At 63.2% G+C, this 20,627-nt stretch carries 11 protein-coding genes; 2 read left to right on the forward strand and 9 right to left on the reverse strand.

Annotated elements, in window-relative coordinates; translation table 11 throughout:
* Window positions 1-873: tannase/feruloyl esterase family alpha/beta hydrolase (locus tag IIB36_16010; GenBank protein MCH7533241.1), on the forward strand; the 873-nt coding region annotated here is incomplete at its 5' end.
* Between the two features lie 235 nt (window positions 874-1,108).
* On the forward strand, window positions 1,109-2,053 hold the full coding sequence (locus IIB36_16015) for an ATP-binding protein (GenBank protein ID MCH7533242.1): 945 nt from the start codon (window positions 1,109-1,111) through the stop codon (window positions 2,051-2,053).
* Between the two features lie 129 nt (window positions 2,054-2,182).
* Here IIB36_16015 and IIB36_16020 read toward each other — a convergent pair whose 3' ends face one another.
* The 9 genes from IIB36_16020 to sprA form a co-directional block, all read right to left on the reverse strand.
* A complete protein-coding gene (locus tag IIB36_16020; GenBank protein MCH7533243.1) occupies window positions 2,183-3,211 on the reverse strand; it encodes a cytochrome-c peroxidase in 1,029 nt (342 codons plus the stop codon).
* A gap of 8 nt (window positions 3,212-3,219) precedes the next feature.
* Window positions 3,220-5,499, reverse strand: coding sequence for a PD40 domain-containing protein (locus IIB36_16025; protein ID MCH7533244.1), 2,280 nt, complete (start codon window positions 5,497-5,499; stop codon window positions 3,220-3,222).
* A 108-nt stretch (window positions 5,500-5,607) separates the two neighbouring features.
* Entirely contained in the window at window positions 5,608-6,288 is a 681-nt protein-coding gene (locus tag IIB36_16030; protein ID MCH7533245.1) for a response regulator transcription factor, read from the reverse strand.
* On the reverse strand, window positions 6,288-8,396 hold the full coding sequence (locus IIB36_16035; GenBank protein MCH7533246.1) for a hypothetical protein: 2,109 nt from the start codon (window positions 8,394-8,396) through the stop codon (window positions 6,288-6,290). Before IIB36_16035 ends, IIB36_16030 begins: the two co-directional genes overlap by 1 nt.
* A 682-nt stretch (window positions 8,397-9,078) precedes the next feature.
* Window positions 9,079-10,281, reverse strand: a complete 1,203-nt coding sequence (locus tag IIB36_16040; protein ID MCH7533247.1) for a type II secretion system F family protein — start codon at window positions 10,279-10,281, stop codon at window positions 9,079-9,081.
* A 34-nt stretch (window positions 10,282-10,315) separates the two neighbouring features.
* Entirely contained in the window at window positions 10,316-11,443 is a 1,128-nt protein-coding gene (locus IIB36_16045) for a type IV pilus twitching motility protein PilT (GenBank protein MCH7533248.1), read from the reverse strand.
* Window positions 11,444-11,472: 29 nt separating this feature from the next.
* Entirely contained in the window at window positions 11,473-13,191 is a 1,719-nt protein-coding gene (gene pilB / locus IIB36_16050) for a type IV-A pilus assembly ATPase PilB (GenBank protein ID MCH7533249.1), read from the reverse strand.
* Between the two features lie 142 nt (window positions 13,192-13,333).
* Window positions 13,334-13,720 (reverse strand): ComEA family DNA-binding protein, encoded by a 387-nt coding sequence (locus IIB36_16055; protein ID MCH7533250.1) that lies wholly within the window; start codon window positions 13,718-13,720, stop codon window positions 13,334-13,336.
* 706 nt (window positions 13,721-14,426) lie between these two features.
* Complete coding sequence (gene sprA, locus IIB36_16060; GenBank protein MCH7533251.1) at window positions 14,427-20,546, reverse strand: cell surface protein SprA; 6,120 nt, start codon at window positions 20,544-20,546, stop codon at window positions 14,427-14,429.
* Window positions 20,547-20,627: the final 81 nt, after the last annotated feature.

Raw genomic sequence — 20,627 nt, forward strand, 5'->3', positions numbered from 1 at the left:
GAGCGCGCCGCCATCGGCGTCGAGCAACTGGAGATCCTGTCGGCGGCCGTCTACGAGAAGTGCGACGGGTCGGACGGCCTCGAGGACGGGGTCATCGAGAACCCACCCGCGTGTGGCTTTGATCCCGCCACGGATCTGCCCGTCTGTGACGGCGCATCAGCAGGACTCGACTGCTTCACACAGGACCAGATCGACGCCTTGAAGAAGGTCTACGACGGGCCGCCCTTCTTCCCCGGCCGTGTGGTCGGGGGGGAAGTGTTCGTGGAGGGCCGGAATGGCCGGTTCAGCGGCTGGCAGCGGGTTATAAACCCCGACGTCGGCAGGTTTGCCGAACCCTTCTTCAAGTACATGGCGTTCGAAGTGCCCGACTCCGCGTCCGATTGGCGAACCTTCGATTTCGTAGAGGATCTCCCGAAAGTGGAGTGGCTGCGACGGATCATCGACGCCACCGACCCGGATCTGAGGCGCTTTCGCGAACATGGCGGCAAGATGCTCATGTACTTCGGGTGGGCCGACACGTCCCTCAATCCGCTTCGAGGAGTGCAGTATTACGAGGCCGTACTGGATGAGATGGGACCCTCGACGACCGACTTCTTCCGTCTCTTCATGATCCCGGGCATGTTCCACTGTGGGGGCAGTGTCGGAGTCAATCGACTCGAGCACGACGGCGAGCAAAACGCCTGGTATAATGAGACGGATTACTTGCAGGACTGGGTGGAACAGGGCGTTCCGCCAGAGCAACTCTCCGGGTTGCGGGTCGAGCAAGGACGCGTCCTCTGGACCCGGCCGATCTGCCTGTATCCGCTCGTGGCTCGCTACACCGGCCGCGGTGACAGCGACGATGCCGCCAACTTCGTGTGCAGGGACTCCTGAGCAAGGCTCGCTGGGCAGCATCCTAATCGCTCTGAGAGAATCCGGTGGGGACGTAGCAAGCTCGTCCGAATCGGCTGAAAGCAGTCGGTTGAAGAACCGCTGGCTTCGCTCGTGTCTCGCGATGACCGCTGCCCCCTCGACCTGATTCGCACGGAACTCCTTCGCGAGCGCAGCCAGCACCTCTTGTTCTTCGCTCCGCTCCTCCGAGCGCGAGAACCGCCGACTCCGTCGGCTCCTGCAACTCGCCAAGCTCCGCCTCGATGCCTCCCTCGAGGACATCGACTTCCGATCCCCGCGAGGCATCGACAACTCCGTCGTGCTTCGTCTCGTCGGCTGTGACTGGGTCCGCAACCACCAGGTCGTCTTGATCACTGGAGCGACGGGTACGGGCAAAACGTATCTCGCGTGCGCCCTCGCTCAGGCCGCGTGCCGCCACGGCCTCTCCACTCGCTACTTCCGATTCTCCCGGTTCCTCGACGAACTCGCCCTCGCCAAGGCAGACGGATCGTACCCAAAGTTCCTGAACCGCCTACTCCGTACCCAGCTCGTCGCGCTCAATGACTTCGGAATGGCGCCCCTAACCGATGCGCAGCGCCGTGACCTCCTCGATGTCCTCGAAGACCGCCATGGCCGCCGCGCGACCCTCGTCACCAGCCAGCTCCCGATCGAGCACTGGCATGACGCCATTGGCCGATCCCACCTTCGGCGACGCCATCCTAGACCGCCTCGTCCACCACGCTCATCGTATCACCCTGCAAGGACCTTCTATGAGACGAAACAAGCCCAACGCCCCGTCCGAGTCCGACTCGGCTACCCAATAATCCACCCCAGCGTCGCTTCGCTCCGATCCCGTGCCACTTGCTCCGAACCGAGCCTTCCGCTTGCTCCGAACTGGCCCTTCCACTTGGCCGAAATGCTCAATGGGCCCTCGGCCGCCCTGAGGGAGAGGAACCGCAACATCCGCTCGATCCGAGCTCTCGGTCGACGCGAGTGGCATACGCACTCAGGCTACAGCAGGCGCAGCCTGGTGGAGAATACCGTCTACCGGTACAAAACGATCATCGGTCGAAGTATGCGAAGTCGAACCTTGGCTGGACAACGAGTTGAGGTGCAGCTCGGTTGCAGGATCCTCAACACGATGACCCACCTCGGGATGCCGGACAGTTACCGAGTGGCTTGATCTCCCGCTCGGGGAAGGGGGAATCTGTCCTCAGTTCGGAGCCATGCACCAACGCCTGGGCGAGCCTGCGGTGGTCGGCCGGCGACCGAGTGTCGTAGGAAGCTGTTGATCGGCGCATTCCGACTTCTTTCATCCACCCAGCGGGCCGCCTTCTTGAATGTGTCCTTCGAGCGATCGGAGAAATGCCAGCAGCGCCGCTTTGTCGCGGTCGGTCAGCCCGAGCGGCCGTAGACGTTGGTCGAGATACGGATTGGCGTGCCCCCCATCGTCGTAGAAATCGACCACCTCTTCGAGCGTAGCAAGACTCCCGTCGTGCATGTACGGAGCGGTGCGCGTGACGTGCCGCAGCGTGGGCGTCTTAAATGCACCTACATCCACGGCCTGCCCGGTTACCAATGCCCGACCGGAGTCCGCCGGCTCCCCATTTCGCCAAGCGACGCCGGTGTTGTGAAAAGCCAGGTCGGTGAGCAGCGCGCCGAGGTGGCATCGGGCGCACCGTGCGCGCCCTTGGAACAGGCTCATACCTCTCCGTTCGAGTGCATTCAAAGCGTCCCGATCGCCATCCGCGAACCGATCGAAGCGAGACCCCCCGGCACGAATGGACCGGACGTACGCCGCAAGGGCTCGGGCCAGACCGTCACGCGTAACATCTTCCCCAAGTGTTCTATCGAAGAGTCGGCGGTAATCCACATTCTGACGAAGCCGCTGAACGACGTCATCCACCGTCACGTCCATCTCATTAAGGGCCACGAGCGGCTGGAGTACTTGCTGCTCGAGCGTCGCGGTCCGGCCGTCCCAGAAGAACGCCTTTCCCCATGCCAAGTTCAAAATGGCGGGGACATTCCTAGTTCCTGTCCGACCAAACACCCCCACACTGACTTTCCGGCTGTCGGCGAATCCCCGTCCCGGCTGATGGCACGAGGCGCAAGCCAGAGTAGAGTCGCGGGAAAGGTCCGCATCGAAAAACAGTCTCCTCCCAAGTGCCACGACATCTGGCCCCACCCTGCCACCGGGAGGTATCGGCACGTAGAGATCCAATCCACCGGGGGCTGCTGCAGCCCGGCGAGCCTGGGCTTTCGCCGTCACCGGCAGCGCGGCTCCGGCGGTGAGCGCCGAAACCGCGGCTGCCACGAATACGAATCGCCAAGACTGGTGCACGATCTTCCCTACCGTCCGGTGTCGTCTTGCCAGGGAAGGCCTTCGGCCAACCAGAGCTCGTTAAACCTCTTCATGACCGTGTACGCGACCCGCACGCCGTCGGGATGGAACCTCAAGTTGGCCAGTTGATATGGCGTGATCGGGAGGTCCAGACTTCTTGGCGCTCCCCCGCTTACGTCGACGATCCGGATCTCAACATCGTCCGCATCCCCGCCGGTCGGCTCGACCACATAAATCAACTGCTTTCCATCAGGCGTCCACTTCAATGCGTCTATGCGCCCTGAGTGTTTGTCGGCCTCATGCTCGACCCTGTCGAGCTCACGCGGTGCGCCCCCGGTCAGCGGAAGCACGACGAGAACCGAGATCATCGCCGTGTCGCTGGTCATCGCCGCCGCGAGCGTCATGCCATCGGGCGACAACTGCCACTGCCCCATATTGGGCCACTCCCCCAAATAGGCGAGTTGGGGTATGGGTTCACTCGGTGCCGTGAACAACGACTCCTGATCAGTGAGCGAACGGATCCATTTTATTCCGTTCCGCACGAAGAGAAGATCCTCACCGGGGCGTTGCGGTTCGTCACCACTCGAGAAAAGGTCAAGGTCGGTCTGCCCGATGATGCGAATGCCCAAAGAGCGCAGTGCCTGTGCCTGGCGTCCATCGGTGAAGTGGAACTCGGTCACATCGCCCACGGCCAGGCCCGCGAAATCCCGGCGATAGTCCTCCCGTGCGACTTCGCCGGTCAGCACATCGATGCGGTACGACACACGACCCGGCGCATCACTCTCGAAGTCTCCCCCCTCCACCCATACGAACCGTCCATCTTGAGACCAATCGGGTCGGCTGTCCCTCTCAAGCAACCGGAACGGAAGGGGGTGAGCGTGCTCCTCACCCGTCGAGAGGGTTTTCACGACCAGGTGTAATGACTCCTTGGCAACGCCGCGACGGGAGAGATACGCGATTCGCTCGCCGTCGGGCGACCACGCCGGCCGCATGTTGGTGCCGAGGTGCAGCTCGGTAAGTCGCGACGTGTTAGCAAGCGATCCGGAGCCTGAGAGGTCCAACTCCGCCACATACACCTCGCTTTCGCTTCCGCGGACCCGGAAGTACGGTGCTCCCGAACTGGTGAGACCCATCGGAACCATCGGCCCGAGGTTCGGCTGCACCAACTCGGGCTCGCCGTTGACCCGCCCGTCCTCCCAGCGGACGGCCCACAGACCCCGTTGCCCCGACCGGTCGCTCGTAAAAACGATGCGACCGCCATCCGGTGTCCACATGGGCATTTCGTCATCGGTCGGATGCTGCGAGATCGGTATCTCCTCCGATCCGTCCGTGGCCAGCACGAACACGTCGTGCGTTTCTTCCCCTTCGGTTGGAGGATACGCGAAGGCCACGTAACGCCCGTCGGGAGAGAGAGCGAGAGATGCCGGGCGGTGGGTCCCAAGCGTCTTGAGGATGGTGAGCGACCCATCGGTGGACACGAGACCGACACTGAAAACGTCGTCCCAACCCTTCAAGATGACGGCCACGGTCGAAGTGCGAGAGGAGAAGGCCCCCGGCACCACCTCCGCAAACTGGAGGTTGTCGAGGATCACCCGATCCTGCGATCCGTCGGATCGCACGACGCTGAGCCGCTGATGCGTCCACTCCTTTACCCACTCGGCGTACGCCAACCACGCACCGTCCTCGGACCAAATCGCGCGCGTGATGTACCCGTCGATCGGGCCCTGTGAGTAACGGTCAGTGACGAGGCGCGAGCGTCCGCTTCGGATGTTGTAAACGGCGACATCCGCATGGCCTCGAAGGGGGGGAGCATCTGCGAGTCCCCAGTCCACAAAGAGGACCTCGCGGCCATCCGGCGACAGGCCGCCGGGATTGAGGCCCACGTCGGCAGACCACAATCGCCGGGTCCTCAAGCCATGCTCATCGGTGTTTCGTTGCGCGTCGTCCCCCACCAGCACGGCGAGGCGGGCGCGCGCACGTTGGGCTGCCTCGCGCTGGTCCGCATAGTCGCGCAGCACCCGATTGTAGGCGTCCTGCGCTTGCGCCTGACCCAGCGTTTCATACGCCTGGCCGAGTTCGACGAGCGCCAGCGCCGCGATGTCGCGATGGTCGGGAAAATCCTCGATGAGACTACGGTAGAGACCGATGGCCGCATGCACGTCTCCGCGGACGTCGACCTCGTAGCGCGCCGCCTCGAGGCGAACAGTAGGGCTCGTCTGTTGTGATGCGACTGCCGGTGCCGCAAGCAGAAGGATCAATGCGAAGCTGCAGAGTATGGAACGTTTCATCGGTAACCTCCGACCGGGACATGCCATCGTATTTCGATGCAACGATATCCCGGTCCTTCGACGCTTGCCCGAAGCCCGGATGGGCGCTTGGTGAAGACTATGCGAAGTTCATTCCGCGAACCGGTATCCCACGCCTCGGACCTGAATGAGATGTCGGGGTGCCGCGGGATCGTCTTCGAGCTTCCTTCTCAAGTTCGCGATGTGCGTGTCGACGGTTCTGGGAAAGACGGAACCGGGATCATCCCACAGGTGATCCAATATGTCGGAACGGCTCACCGCCTCGTGCCGATGCTCGATCAAATACTTGAGGAGATCGAACTCCAACTTGGTCATTTCCAGTGGCTCGCCTTTCCGTGTCGCCTCGTACTTCCGGAAATCGACCTCGACGTTCCCAAAGCTGCAGGTATCCGCTGTTGCAGGTGCGGACCTCCCACGTCGCAGTATGGCCTTGATGCGAGCCCCAAGTTCCCGCGGGCTGAACGGCTTGGTGACATAGTCGTCCGCACCAAGCTCGAGACCAAGCACCTTATCGATTTCCTGTCCCTTGGCCGTGAGCATGAGAATCGGCGTCTGCACGCCCTCTCCACGTAGTCGCTTGCACACCTCGAAACCGTCCATGCCAGGTAGCATGATGTCCAGGATGACGAGGTCCAGCTTTGACTCACTGGCTTTGCGCAAACCCGATATACCGTCCCGCGCCGTCTCCAGCTCATAGCCCTCGAGTGTGAGGTGATCTTCGAGAGCCATGAGAATGCTCTCTTCGTCCTCAATGATCAGGATCTTCGGCATCACGTTCGCCCCCGTTTGTGAGTTACCGACGGATCGGCGACTAGCGGGAGGCGCATGGAAAACGTGCTGCCTCGACCGGGTTCACTGTGCACCTCGACATCACCTCCGTGCGCTGCGACGATTTGCTTGACGAGGGTAAGACCGAGGCCCGTGCCCTTGACACTTCGGGTGAGTTCGCCTCCGCCGCGATAGAAACGGTCAAAAACCTTGTCGGCCTCTTCAGCTGCCAATCCGATTCCGAAATCCCGGACGGCGATGACGATGTGGGCATTCTCGCGGAAGCTCCTCACGACCACCTCTCGCGACGAGCCGGAATACTTCACACCATTGTCGATGAGGTTGTTGAGTGCCTGGCGAATGGCATCGGCGTCGAGGAATGCACTGGGAAGCGAATCTTCCAATTCGGTGCGAACGGTAAATCCCTGGTGAAGCACGCGATGCTGCGCCTCCGTGACGATATCCTCGACCAACGATTTCACGTCCACAGCCGCCCTGGACATTTCTCGTCGGCCTTCCTCCATCCGGGCAAAGTCGAGCACGTTGTCGATGAGCATCGACAGGCGTTCGCTCTGCTCAACAAGGACGTCGTAGTAGCGACGCCGTCTGTCCTCCGATGGAACCATGTCCGCCTGGAGCATCTCGGCCAACTGGCGTATCGACGTGAGCGGGCTCTTGAACTCGTGGGACACCGTAGAGACGAAATCCGATTGCATGCGAGCCAACTCCAGCTCTCGGCTGACACTTCGGATCGTGAGTACCAGACCGCCCAGCAAGATGCCGGCGAGCAGCAGAAAGGCGTAGAAATACACCGCGCGCCGTGAGGTCAGAAAATTCTCGGCGAGTCCCATCGATTGGGGCGATAGTTGCAGAGTCCAAGGCGGGAAGTCGCCAAGGCTCGCCGTTACCGTGAGCGATCTTGCCGGCGGCGCCACATCAGACGCAGCGAGTGTGTCACCGCCCTGCGATCGTAAAACCCATACCACGCGACTTGCTTGTTCGGTTTGTGCTACCTGGGCGATGTATTGTGCAAAGGCTTCGGCGTCGAGAAGAAATCCCCAGTCGACCGGCGCCGTCCGAACCGCGCCCGGCGTGAGCACCACCGTATGAAAGGCGCGGCCCCCAGGGCCAACCACCGAGCGCCGCACATCGCCGCTTCCCACACTGAGCTGCCCGCTGGCCATCACTTGGAACTCAAGGAGCGACGCCGCACGTTCGCGATTCACCGTCTCCGCGGCGATGAGCCCCGCCACGGTATCACCGTATGAGGCATATACATCGTCCTTCACGACTTCTTCGAGCACCTGACGCGTACGGGTGGCAAGCAATTCGAAATGTGCCGGAGTCAGGGGCCACCGTCCGCCCACGAGAGACGCGTACAAGTCGACGTAGGCATTCACCCCAGAGACGCTGTCCCCGGATTCGAACAGGATCGAGCCGTACTCCAATCCGGCGGATGCGCCGAACGGCATACCGCTCGGCATCAGCACGGGGCCGAGTTCGTCGCGGATCTTCCGGTACGTCTCGCCGGCCTCGGCCAGGTTGCCGAGTTTCCGTCGGACCCGAGCCACCGCATTCATAGCATCACCGCGTTCCTGGTCGTTGGCCGCGCGCTCGATCAGTTGTCGATAGAGTGTGAGTGATCGACGAAGGTCGCCGGACCGGAGTTCGCGCTCCCTGGCCGCGTTGAAGCTGCTCGTCCATCCACCCCTTGCGGACACCGGCGCGCGCCGCTCTGGCTCCATCTCGAACCAGAGGCCTTTCGCCGCCACGACGCGCAGAGGACCTCGGGGCTCGACCGTAAACACCGCCCAAATCAGCGGCTCTTCCCGGACCAGGCTATCGATATCCGCTATGACATCGGAACCCCGCGAATCCGCCGCCGCGACTACCGATGCAAGCGCGTCTTCGAGGCCATCCAATCGCCCCTCAACCCCCCGTCGAACCTGGTTCGCCATCTCCTGGAGCCGCGTTCGCTGCTCACGCTCCACCAGCGCCCGGTCGTTTTGGATTCCCCTGAATGCCAGATAGCCCAGGAGGCAGCTCGGGAGAGCGATCCCGAACAGAAAGGACAGCAGGATACGGTTTCGGACGTGCCTACCCGACGTCATGTGAAGTGCCGCCCGATCAAGAGAGAGCCACGGTCCGTTTCAGGTTTTCGATTATGAGATCCCACACAACGTAGGAAAGTCCCCACCCCAGCGCTCGAAGAGGAGAGGAAGTTTATGTCAACGTTGTGTGAAGCCAGCTCGATGACCGGTATCCGACGCTTAGGGATAGGGATAGAAGAAGGAACTCCAACCGCCCTCTTGGTCCAGTTGTAGGCGCCGAGTGAACATTTCCCAAAAAGCGGCGGCCTGCGTAGCGACGAACCCGTCCCAAACTGTGCCAAAAACTGTGTCGACGCCCACCGACGCTTGCCGACGCAAATGACGCAGAATCCCTGTATTTCCAACGCTGACCGACGCTCACCAACGCCAGAAAGTCGCTCCCAAAGCAGGTGCGCTACCGCGCAACAGACCTCGCGTCGCATGGTAAGCGAAGCCTCCCAAAGCCAAGGCACCCCGAAGGCGAGCGGCCCCAGGTGGAAGGAGGCAACAGGCTCGAGGGCCCCGTACGGGGCGCGCGCTCCCTGGGGTATCGACGCGACGCACCTGAATAAGTCACCTTACCGCAAAAACCCCGCGTCGCGTCGCTAAGCGAGCCCCCCAAGCAAGGAACCCCGAACAGGCGAGCGGCCCCTGGGAGCGCGCGCCCCGTACGGGGCCCCAACCTCGAAAGGCGAAGAGAGCCTTACTTCACCGCGTTAATCATGTCAAAGATCGGCAAGTACATAGCCACGATCATTCCACCCACCACCACACCCAGCACGACGATCATGATCGGCTCCATCGCCGCGAGCAGCGCCTCGACCGCGGTATCTACCTCGTCGTCGTAGAAGTCGGCGATCTTGGTGAGCATCTCGTCCAGCCCACCGGTCTGCTCACCGACGTTGATCATCTGCACCACCATGGGTGGGAACACCCCCGATTCCTTCAGCGGTCCGGCGATCGTCTCACCACCCGCGATCGAGGCTCGCGACCCCATCACCGCGTCGTGGATGACCCGGTTGCCCGCCGTCTTCGCCGTGATCTCCAGGCCCTCGAGAATTGAGACACCCGAGGAGACCAACGTGCCGAGCGTGCGCGTAAAGCGCGCCACTGCCGACTTGCGTTGAAGGTCGCCGAGAACCGGAAGCGTCAGCAGAATCCTGTCGATCATCAGGTTGCCCTTGTCGGTGGCGTAATACCGTCGAATACCCACCACGAAAAGGATGATCCCCCCGGCGCAGGCCCACCAGTACCCCTGCAGGAAGGCGGACATCCCGATGACGATGAGGGTCGGGAGAGGTAGCGGGATTCCGGCCGCATCGAACATCGTCTGGAAGGTCGGGATCACGAAGAGCAGCAGGATCACGATGGCGCCAGCGGCCACCGAGAAAATCACACCCGGGTAGATCATCGCGGCCTTGATCTTCCGGATGAGCGCGTCGTTCTTCTCCAGGAACGTCGCGAGGCGCAGCAGAATCGTGTCGAGGATACCACCGGCCTCACCAGCGGCGACCATGTTCACGAAGAGCTCGGTGAAGACCTTCGGGTGCCTGCCCATCGCGTCGGCCAGCGTATGACCGGACTCGATGTCGTACAGCGTCTCACTGATGACCTTTCGAAGCGCCATGTTCTCGGTCTGCTCCGCAAGGATGTCGAGACTCTGCACCAGCGGCAGACCCGCGTTGATCATCGTCGCGAACTGACGAGTGAAAATCACGATGTCGCGCGTCGTGATCCCGGTCCCGAAGTGAAAGCTGATCTCTTTCGACTTCTCCCGGACGGAAACCGGGATCAGCTTCTGCTTGTGAATGTGGGCGAGGACATCGTCCTTGGTGGGGAGGTCGACTTCCCCAGACTGGATGTCGCCGCCCGACGCTGGTCTCGCGCTGTACGCAAACGTTGGCATGTCTCTTTACCTTACTTGGGTACGCTAGAAGAAGTTACTCACCAGGCACCGGCTCGCCTACTGCGCGCAGCAACTCGTTCTGATCACCGGAACGCTTGAGCGCCTCCTCGAGCGTGACGTCACCCTTCATGTACAGCATATGGAGCGCGTCGTTCATCGTCTGCATCCCGTGCTTCTTCCCGGCCTGCATGAGCGAGTACACCTGATGGATCTTGTCATCGCGGATGATGGCTCGAATCGCAGGTGTGCACACCATGATCTCGCACGCGCAGACACGTCCCCTCCCCTTCGCCTTCGGGAGTAGCATCTGTGTGATGACGCCCTCGAGAACGAACGCCAGCTGGGTGCGGATCTGACTCTGTTGATGTGCCGGGAACGCATCCACGATACGGTTGATCGACTCAGCCGCCGAGTTGGTGTGCAGGGTCGCGAGCACCAGGTGGCCTGTCTCTGCGATGCTCACCGCGGCGCTGATGGTCTCCAGATCCCGCATCTCGCCTATGAGCACGATGTCGGGGTCCTGCCGAAGCGCATACTTGAGAGCGGTGGTGAAGCTCTGCGTATCCGACCCCACCTCCCGCTGGTTGATGATACAGCTCTTGTGGCGGTGAATGAACTCGATCGGATCCTCGATGGTGATGATGTGACTCTTCCGCTCCCGGTTGATCTTGTCGACCATCGCGGCGAGCGTCGTCGACTTGCCCGAGCCGGTCGGCCCCGTTACCAAGACGAGGCCTCTCGGGCGTTCGGCGAGCTTGTTGACGATCGGGGGCATCCCGAGCTTGTCGAGCGCGATGATCTCGTAGGGAATCTGCCGGATCGCCATCCCGACGCAGCCGCGCTGCTTGTACACATTGCCGCGGAAGCGCGAGAGATTCTGCACCCCGAAAGAGAAATCGAGCTCGTCTTCGACTTCGAAGCGCTTTTTCTGGTTTTCGGTGAGAATGGAGTACGAGAGCGCGAGTGTGTCCTTCGGAGTGAGCACCTGGCCTGTCTTCGACTTGGTCAGGTCTCCGTCGATGCGGATCATGGCCGGGTTCCCCACGGTGATGTGGAGGTCCGACGCGCCGCGCTGGAGCATTTCCTGGAGCAACGAGCGGAGACTCAGCTCCTGCTGTTGCTCGCGTTTTTGGTGTCCTGCCGGAGCAGCCGGCTGGTCCATTAGGGCATCCTTATGTCGGGGGCGCGCGGCTACTCCTCGGTGGTGGCCGTGGTCTCTTTCACCAACTCTTCAATCGTGGTAATGCCTCTCTCGACCTTTTTCATTCCGTCTTCCCGGAGGGTCAACATCCCTTCCGAGCACGCCAAGTCTCGCAGCTCGTCTGTCGACACCTCCCGCATGATCATTTTGCGCAGCTCCGTCGACATGATCATGACCTCGTAAAAGCCGCAGCGGCCTTTATAGCCCGATCCACCGCACTCGTTGCATCCCTCGCCCCTGTAGAACGTGTTCTGGTCCGCCCAGTCGAGCGGGAGCTTGGCTGAGTTGAGGAAGTCTTCGTCGTACGTCGCTTCGATCTTGCAGCTGGTGCAAATGCGGCGGGTGAGTCGCTGCGCCGTGAGTAGGTTGAGCGCAGAGGCCACGTTGAACGGCTCGAGCTTCATGTCGATCAGTCGAGTGATCGTGGACGGACAATCGTTCGTGTGCAGCGTGGAGAGCACCAAGTGACCGGTGAGCGCAGCTTTGATCGCAATACTACCCGTCTCCAAGTCACGAATCTCACCGAGCATGATGATGTTCGGGTCCTGTCGAAGGAACGCCTTGAGCGCCGCGGCGAACGTCATGCCGACCTGGTTACGGACCAGAACCTGGTTGATTCCGTACAGATTGAACTCGACCGGGTCCTCGACCGTCATGATGTTCGTTTCGATGGTGTTGATCTGTGACAGCGCCGAATAGAGGGTCGTGGTCTTGCCCGAACCCGTTGGCCCCGTCACCAGAACCATGCCGTACGGGCGAGAGATCGCCCACATGAAGTCCTTTTCGGCCTTCGGTTCGAAGCCGAAGGTGGTCAAGTCGAAGGTCAGGTTTCCTTTGTCGAGGATACGGAGAACGATCTTCTCTCCGAAGATCACCGGCAGGACCGAGACACGGAAGTCGACGACCTTGCTCTTCATCTTGAGCTTGATGCGGCCGTCCTGGGGAATACGACGCTCAGCGATATTGAGATCGGCGAGGATCTTCACGCGAGAGGTGAGCGCAGCTCTCATTCTGAACGGCGGCTTCATGACTTCCAGAAGAGAACCGTCAATCCGATACCGGATCCGGATCTCCTTCTCGAACGGCTCGATGTGGATATCGGAGACGCCCTTTAGTACCGCGTCCGTGAGAAGGCCGTTGATGAACTTGACGACAGGGGCCGAGTCGATCTCGGCCGCCATCTGGGAGTAGGCCTCTTCCTCCTCGATGATCTCGACCTCGTCCTCACCCCACTGCTCGAGCAGATTCGCCATCTGCTCGTCGTCCGTCTGGCTGAAGTACTCCTCGAGGTGCTTGCGGAGCGTATACTCACCGACGATGACCGGCTCGATTTCGAGCTTGGTGATGAACTTGAGGTCGTCGATTGCCGAGAAGTCCGTGGGATCGGTCATCGCTACCGTAAGCATCCGCCCGACTCGACGCAGCGGGAGGACCAGATGCTTGAGAGCGACATGAGCGGGGATAAGCTTCAGGATCTTCTCGTCCACCGTGACCTTGTCGAGGTCGACCGCAGGGACGCGGTACTGCCTCGCGAGCATCCGCGTGAGCTCTTGCTCCTGGACGAACCCCAGGTGGACCAACGCGTACCCGATCCGGTGGCCTTCTGTCCTGGAGACGGCGAGGCCTTCCTTCAATTGCTCCTCGGTGATCAGGCCTTCACGAACGAACAGGTCTCCGAGACGAATCTCCTGTACAGCCTTGGCTCCCATCGGCGAGCAATCCTAACTGTGGGACATCGCGGGGGGCGCCGCAGACGCTGCGCCGCCAACGAACAATACAAAAGCGTACCGTCACTCTACAAGAGAGATGGCGGAACGCCCAATCGGCCTTGCGGCCCAACCGACCTCGGCGTCATCGTCGGCTCCCACCCGCAGTCACGAGAGGACGCAGTCGCTCGAGCGTGGCAGGCCCGATTCCGTGCACACGCACCAGATCCTCAACGCTCGCAAACATCTGTTCTCTTCTCATGTCGACGATGCGTGCGGCGAGCGCTGGCCCGATCCCAGGCAACGCGATCAGGTCGTCCACCGTCGCGCGATTGATGTCGACGGCGGGCGCAGAGGACGTCCGGGGCGGCCGCGGGCGGCCCCGCGGCGCCGGGAGGGGCCTCGACACCGCGATGTGGGATTCGAACTTCGCGACGGTGGCCGGACCTATGCCGCGCACACGCGATAGGTCGGCGGCGTCGCGGAACGGACCCGTCCGCTCTCGCTCCGCCACGATCGCCAGCGCCACCACCGCACCGACCCCCGGGAGCCGATCCAGCTCCTGGACAGTCGCAAGGTTGGGGTCGATGCGCTCGCCTGGCTCGAGTGGCCGGGACCTGCGCTCAGCATCCGCGAGCCCCTCCTGGCTCACCGCGAGCAAGGAATCTGTCACCTCGGCGACGTCCGGTGCCACGCCCCCGACCGGCCAAGCCCAGCGCACGGCGCTCACGGCGAGCAACAACAGCGCGGTCCGGCGCAGTGCTCGGGTCTCGGAATCGTGCATTTAGAAATCGGAGTCGTGCATCTAGAAAATTGACGTCGCCGCGGGGACATCCGCATGTCCCGAGGGGTCGGACGGGAGCAGCCCGTGGTAGAAGTACAGTGGGCCGCCACCCGCAAGCGGGTACCCGGGGGTCTCGCGAGTTCAAGAGTAGGAAGGACGACGAGTCGTAGCCGTAGCGGGCACCGCCGCCGAAGGCGGTGGTCCGAGGAGGAGAGACGACCTATTGGGCCGCGACCCCCCTGCGCCCAACACCGCGAGTGACATATGATCTTCCAGGACGTGGGTTACGGTGGCACGGCCCCATCTCCGTCGTTGGAGCTCCTAGCCGTAGCGACGGCTATGGCGTCGTCGCACCGCGACCCACGCTACGCGCGGGTTCCCCTCTGGAGCCGTGGCACCCGGGGACCCGTGCGTAGCACGGGTGGCGGCCCCCGCTGTACTTCTACCACGGACGCTACGGACCACGCGGGCGCCGCGGGATCGTGCCCGCCGAGAACTGGAGCTGCCCCCACAGCATGAGCTGGAACTGCGTCGATCCGGTACGCTGCCCGACGAAAGACTGACGGTCATCGTAGCTCATCTGAACTCCTATCTCGAAACCGTTGACGCTGGTGTCCAGCGACAGGTTCACGCTCCTGAGGATTTGGTCCAGGAAAGCGACGCATTCCTGGCGAGCGGTGGTCGTGCGGCACTCACGCTCCGATGTGTATCCGGCGATCAGCGAGAGTCTGACCGCACGATCGAGGCGGTGAGCGAGCCCGCCAGGCGGGACGAACAGCGAGGACACCGTGATGTGGTGCTCACGTCGGTCCCGCTCCGTGTTTCCGGTCGGATCCACGCCGCGCCCCTCTCGAAACGCCCCCCGGTAGCTCGTCACGAGGGTCCCCCGCCAGGCGACCGAGAGGTTGATCGGGATCTGCACGTCCTCGTCGAAGCGGCGCTGCACGCCGCCGCCGCCGAATTCGGTCTCTCGCTCGATGCGCGTAATCCCCGAAGAGAGGCTAACGGACCGAATTTTCGTCGCGGCCGGCAGGGTCAACGCAGGTAGCCGAGCGCGCACGTCCGGCCACCGCTTGAGCACCGTGCGGCGATCGCTGCGCGTGTCCAGCGTCGTGGCCTCGGTCTGTTGGAAGCCAGCGTCGATACCGAAGCCGCCCGGGAGCACCACGCCCCAGCCGAGCGTCCAGGCAGACCGGTCCGTGAACGTCGCAGCAGTATCGCCCTCGATGATTCGAAAGCCCTCGGGGCCTCCAAAGCCGAACTGATAGCCGAGCCCCGGGTCGACCGGGTCGCGATTGAATCGCGAGACGATTCCGTCCTGGTACGTCACTGTGAGAGGACGCAGAGCGCGGATCGCAGACCGGAACTCAGCGATACTCGCGGGATCGTCCTCCTGGCCAGGACCGAGCCACGACTCGACCATCCGAGTGGGGTCGAGGGAGAAGTTCGCTCGCCAGTCCCGCCGGCCGCTCGCGTTACGAGCGAGAGCGAGAGTGGTGTCACCGTCGAGAATCTGACGATCCAGAAGATTCGCGTTGCGGTCGGTCCGGTACACCGTATTCCAATCGAAATCGCTCCTCAGCCATGAGAGCACACTCGGCCCGAAGGACACTCGGGTCTGTAGAGAGCGACTGGTCTCCCACCCGAGGTCGAGGCCCGCAGCGCGAGTCCGCTCTGCCCGTATGAGTTCGCGCACGCGCTCGTCGCTCACGGCTTCTTCCGGCGGGAGCACATCTCGCACGCTCGCCATCGTGATGCTCGCCGAGAGAGGCGGCAACGGTCTGAAGCGAACATCGGTGGCCGTCTGAAAAGCCTCGCGCGGGGCTCGCGTCACGAGCGACAGCGAGTCGTCCGCGTGCTCGGTGATGCGGTCGAAGCGCAGGATTCGGTTGTCGATCCTCGAATAGCTCGTCCCGATCGAAACACGTTCAGGGCTCCACCGAAAGCGCGAGCCCAGCACCTTCTCCTCCAGAAAGCCGGGGAGCAGCGCGCGCACCGCGTCGGTGGCGAATCCTGGTACGACGGCAAAGTCGCGCACACCAGGGTCCCGAGCCCAGGCCAATCCCGCATCGACGGCTCTGGCGTCGTGCTCGGTCGTGACGGAGGAGCCGGCCACTGTCGAATACGCGAGCCGGGCATTGAGCCCGTCCACGACGAGGCCGACCCATGGATTCGCGGACCGCGTCCGCTTCCGGAACGAGAGACCGACTCTGGTCTGGCGCGTGTCCGTGGCGCGGAGACCCTCCAAGCGATCAGCCCGCACGTCAGAGTTCGCGAGGAAGAGGGGTGCCTGCGTCGCACGGTCGTGCTCGAGCGTGACCGGCAGATCGATACCCCACTCCGCCGGCATCCACCGGTCCAGTGCGAGCGTCGACCTTACGTTGATGGTGCGGTCGTTCTGGTACGTCGGGTCGTCACGGAGCTGCCGGAAGAACGCACCCCGACTGGTGAGGTTCGCGCGGGTCGTGAGCACGCCCGCGCCATCCAACTCGAAGTCTACCGACGTCGCTACGCCGGCGTCCCGCACGGGCCGGCCCAATCGAAGCTCGTCGATCCAGATCTCACCGGAGATGGGCAACATGCCTTCGTTCCAAACCCCCATCGACAGCTCCCGCACGGCGGCCAGGTTCGGCGCACGTCCGCGGTCCTTGAGCACCACCGCATACGTCGAGTCGGAGCCCCAGACCGTCACCGGTGGATCACCGGGACCACGCGGCGTAAGCAGGAGAGCCTCTTCGGCGCGGCGGCGCAGATCGAACCACTCGACGAAGTCGATCACGATCTCCGGCAACCAATTTCCCGGGGTGACGCCGGCGGAGCTCGCCGGAGCCTGCAGCGGAGTCCGGAACAGGTAGAAGTTCTCCGCGTCGCTCCCCACCTTGAAGAAGAAGTAGTGCGGTCGGTCGGGTCCGAAGTCGCCCTCGCGAGGGACGACCCACAGCTGCGCGCGCCGGTAAGCCAGGAAGTTGCGCGGCCTCTGCGCAAACCGGTGATAGACCTCGGCGCGACTGTGCGCGGGGATGTCTTCGAAGCGGATGCCGAGCGACTTCTCGTTGAACTCGATGCCCTCCCCTGAAAACGCCGAAGTGGGGTTGATGAGCTCTTCCAGCACGCCCGGCGGTGAGGCGTATTCGTCCCCTTCGGTGACCCGTGAGACCGAGGCGACCTCCAATCGGCCGAAGCCCACGAGCGTGTCTCCGATGATGCCGCTCAAGACGCCCTCTCCGGCTCGCTTGATCCAGCGGGAGCCGACGAGTCTCATGCGGGCAATCTGCAGGCGGCGGTTCTCTGCCCCGGAAACGGTAAGGCGCATGTGCCGCACCGCTCGCAGATCCGCATCGCTGAACGCACCACCGACCTCGATCGCATCCGTGCCCCGGATCGGGATCCGGTACAGCTGGAATTCGGTGCCGGTCTCCTCCTTGGTGCGAGCCAAGAAAGGGGACGTGCCATCGAGGCGCACCACGTAGCGGAGGTGTCGCTCGCGTACGTCCAGGTTGCCGTCCTGATCGAGATCTTCGGTATCCTGGCGCCCGTTCCCTCGAGTGCATGGCGCGCGCACGTCGGCGATCCGGTAGATCCGACCGCGCTGACCCTCGCAGGTCTCGTCCCAGACGCCGCGAGAGTCGGCCTCGTCGTTCCAGATCTCTCCAAGCCGGGGATCGGCCTCTTGATCGAGCAGACCAAGTCCCCATCGCTCTCCGGTCGAGGCGCGCAGGCCGGACGTATTCCCGAGCGAGTCTATGAAGAACGCGTCCTCGCTGACTGTGCCGAGGTCGATCACCAGCGTGAGTTCCCGCGCACCTGACGCATAGAACTCGATGAATTCCGTCTTGGTCAGGTCGAGTCCGTTCGTGGACAGCGAGGTCGTGATGGAACGCCAGGACGGCTCCCGCACCGGCCCCTGCCCGAACGACAGGAGCATTCCGGGCTCTCGGACCTCCGCACCTGCGACCCGGATCTCTCGGTCGATGTCGAGTCTGGGGAAGAAGCCCTCGTGAACCCCGACGCTGTCACCGACCACCGACTCGACCACCCAGGAGTGCTGCCAGACCAGGGGGACGGCAGTCGAGGCGTCGAGCGAGGCCGGCAGAGTCGACTCCGCTCCGTCCCTCTGGGTCGGCGCGCTCCCCAACTGCCAGTTGTAGGAGAGCAACGACACCGGGAGCTGAGCCCGGGCGTCGAAGTCGTCGAGAAACGCCTGACCCTTGGTATTGGGGTTCGGTAACGACACGGCGAACTCGCCGTTCACGGAAACCGAGGTCTCGCCGTCGAGGCGCAGCCCGGGAAGCCCGTCGAGCACGCGGTCGAGCCACGCCACCCGAGTCTGGTAGGACCCGCTCACCCCACCGAGCAACGTCGCCCCGGGCTCGGTCCCGAGAATCGGCCGGTTGACAACGGAGCGCTCCGAGCGGTAGAGCCCTAGCACGTCGACGCCTCCTCCCACACCGAGGTCGGCATGTGTGCTGATGCCGAACACCTGGGTCGGCGAGACCTGGAACAACGCACGCTGCTCCCATGTCACACGAACCGGGGCGTCGGGGTTCGCGGCAAAAAGCTGGTCCGGCTCGAGCAGCCGGACCTGGCCGACGTCGTAGTCGATCTCGTAGTCGACCCCCTGCGTCAACAAACGGTCTCCGAGGAAGATGCGTTCGCTCCCGTCTCGGATCCCGAACGCCCCGAGCGAGAAGGACGAGATGACGCCTTGGCTGCGCAGACGGTACCCTAGCGTGAGCCGAAACCGGCCCGCGTTGTCACGCTCGAACGGGTCCTCTTCCTCGTAGATCCGCCCGTTGGCGTCCTCTCCGAGAATCCGGCTGGTTTCGAGGTCCGTGAGCCCCAAGGCCGGAAGCGGCGGTGGCACGGCGAAGGGACGCAGCGTGGGAAAAACCACGAAGGTCCCCTGCACCGGTGGCTGCTCCTGGAAAAACTCCGCACCCGGCGAGTACACGAACGAGGGGTCGAGCGCATCGACGGGAGCCTCCTCGTCGAGGCCGAAGAGTCTGAGGAACGTGACGTCCTCCCCCGTCGGGCCACGCTTGAACGTTCGGCCAGCGGACAGCTCGCCGAGTGAAATCGTGAGCTCCACTGACGAGTGCTCCACGTCAGGCGACCCCGAAACCCGATAGACCTGGTGCATCTCTTGGTCCCACGTGGGCCGGCCAGGTTGATGGTTCGCCCCGGACGCCTTGAGCAGCTTGAGCGTGGGGCGCCCGCCCGCGTTGTGGATCCTCTCCGGGTTGTAGTCCCCGACGGTATCCCCGACCGCGGTCACGTACGTGACCGCGAGCATTTCGTCTCTTCGCAGCGGCGATCGGAGCGCCACCCAGAGTCCGCTCGGGTGCACGAAGTAATCGAGGCCGGGCTGCAAGTATCGGAACCAGCCGGACTCGCCGACGGCGCCCTCCTCGTTCTCGGCGACCGCATCCGCTTGGATGAATCCCTCGACCTGCTGCTGGAAGACCGGATCGTCTTCGAAGCGGTACAGCTGGATCGGGTCGAATCCTGGCGCAACGGACGGCGGCGCGGACGCAGGATCCAAGGCCAACGCGTCAACGTGCGGGTACTCGTCGATCTCGCGCGGGTCGACCAGAAAGAAGAACTGACCCCGCACATAGTCCGCATCATCGAGCACCAGCGTGTCTTGCTGCACGAAGCCGCGCTGGTCGCCGAGACCCGTCAGCCTGAACTGGCGCGAGTTCAGGTCGCCCCTCTGCTGCGCCCACACCGACTGGAACTCCAGCGGGCCGAGCTGTCCCTCCGCCTGGAACCCGAAGTTCCCGGCGGGGATGCCCTCGGTCAGAAAGCGGGAGTTGGTGGGCAACCGGAAGTCGACGTCGCCTACCTCGACACGCTGCAGGATGTCGTCCTCCCGACCCTCGTAGAAGATGTTGATGCGGTTCGAAGCATCGAACTCGCGCGATTGGTCGAAGTCCACATCCACGCGGATGCGGTCCGCGATGGTGCCATCGACCTGCACGCCGAACCGCAGTTCGGGGCTCAGTTGGGGTATGAGATTGGGTCTGCAACTGACCTTGAACCGTTCGTCACACGGCCGGAAACGCGCCCACTCCCCGCCGACCTCCATCCGGCTCGTGACCATCAGAGCCAGGTCGGCGTATTCGCTCTGAAACCTCGGCGGGGCGTCCGGCGCCGCTGGAGCTTCGCCAACACGACGAATTGGTTCTGGCGCGGCCGGCAGGAACAACGTCGAATCAGCCGCGTTCTGCCCGAAGGTGAGCACCCTCCACAGTTGGGTCGGGTCGAGCAGAGGGGCGGCGACGGCGGAGGGAAGCCTCGCAAGGACCAGACCGGGCGCTTCGTGGGCAGCGCGAAGCCCCAGGCGGCCCTCGTACACGGGGATTCGCTTCAACCCGAGCCGCACATGGGGTTCGTCCGCGGCGGCGACCAAGCCCGAACGGACGGTCGTCGCCGGGACTGACAGGTCACTGCGCAGAATCGTGTCGAGCCCGATCTCGAGGCTCGGAACGGCCGCGTGCGCACGGGTCCCGGCGCTGGCTGGAAGCACCGGCATGAGCAACGCCAGCCCGAGCAAGAGCGAAAAAACGCGCACGAGCTCCCTCAGCGGCCGAACAGACGGGTCGGACGCGGGGTAGGGAGTGGCCGACACACTATCAGCCACGACTTCACGGAC

This window comes from Gemmatimonadota bacterium, from assembly GCA_022560615.1.
Taxonomy (GTDB): domain Bacteria; phylum Gemmatimonadota; class Gemmatimonadetes; order Longimicrobiales; family Gaopeijiaceae; genus UBA1138.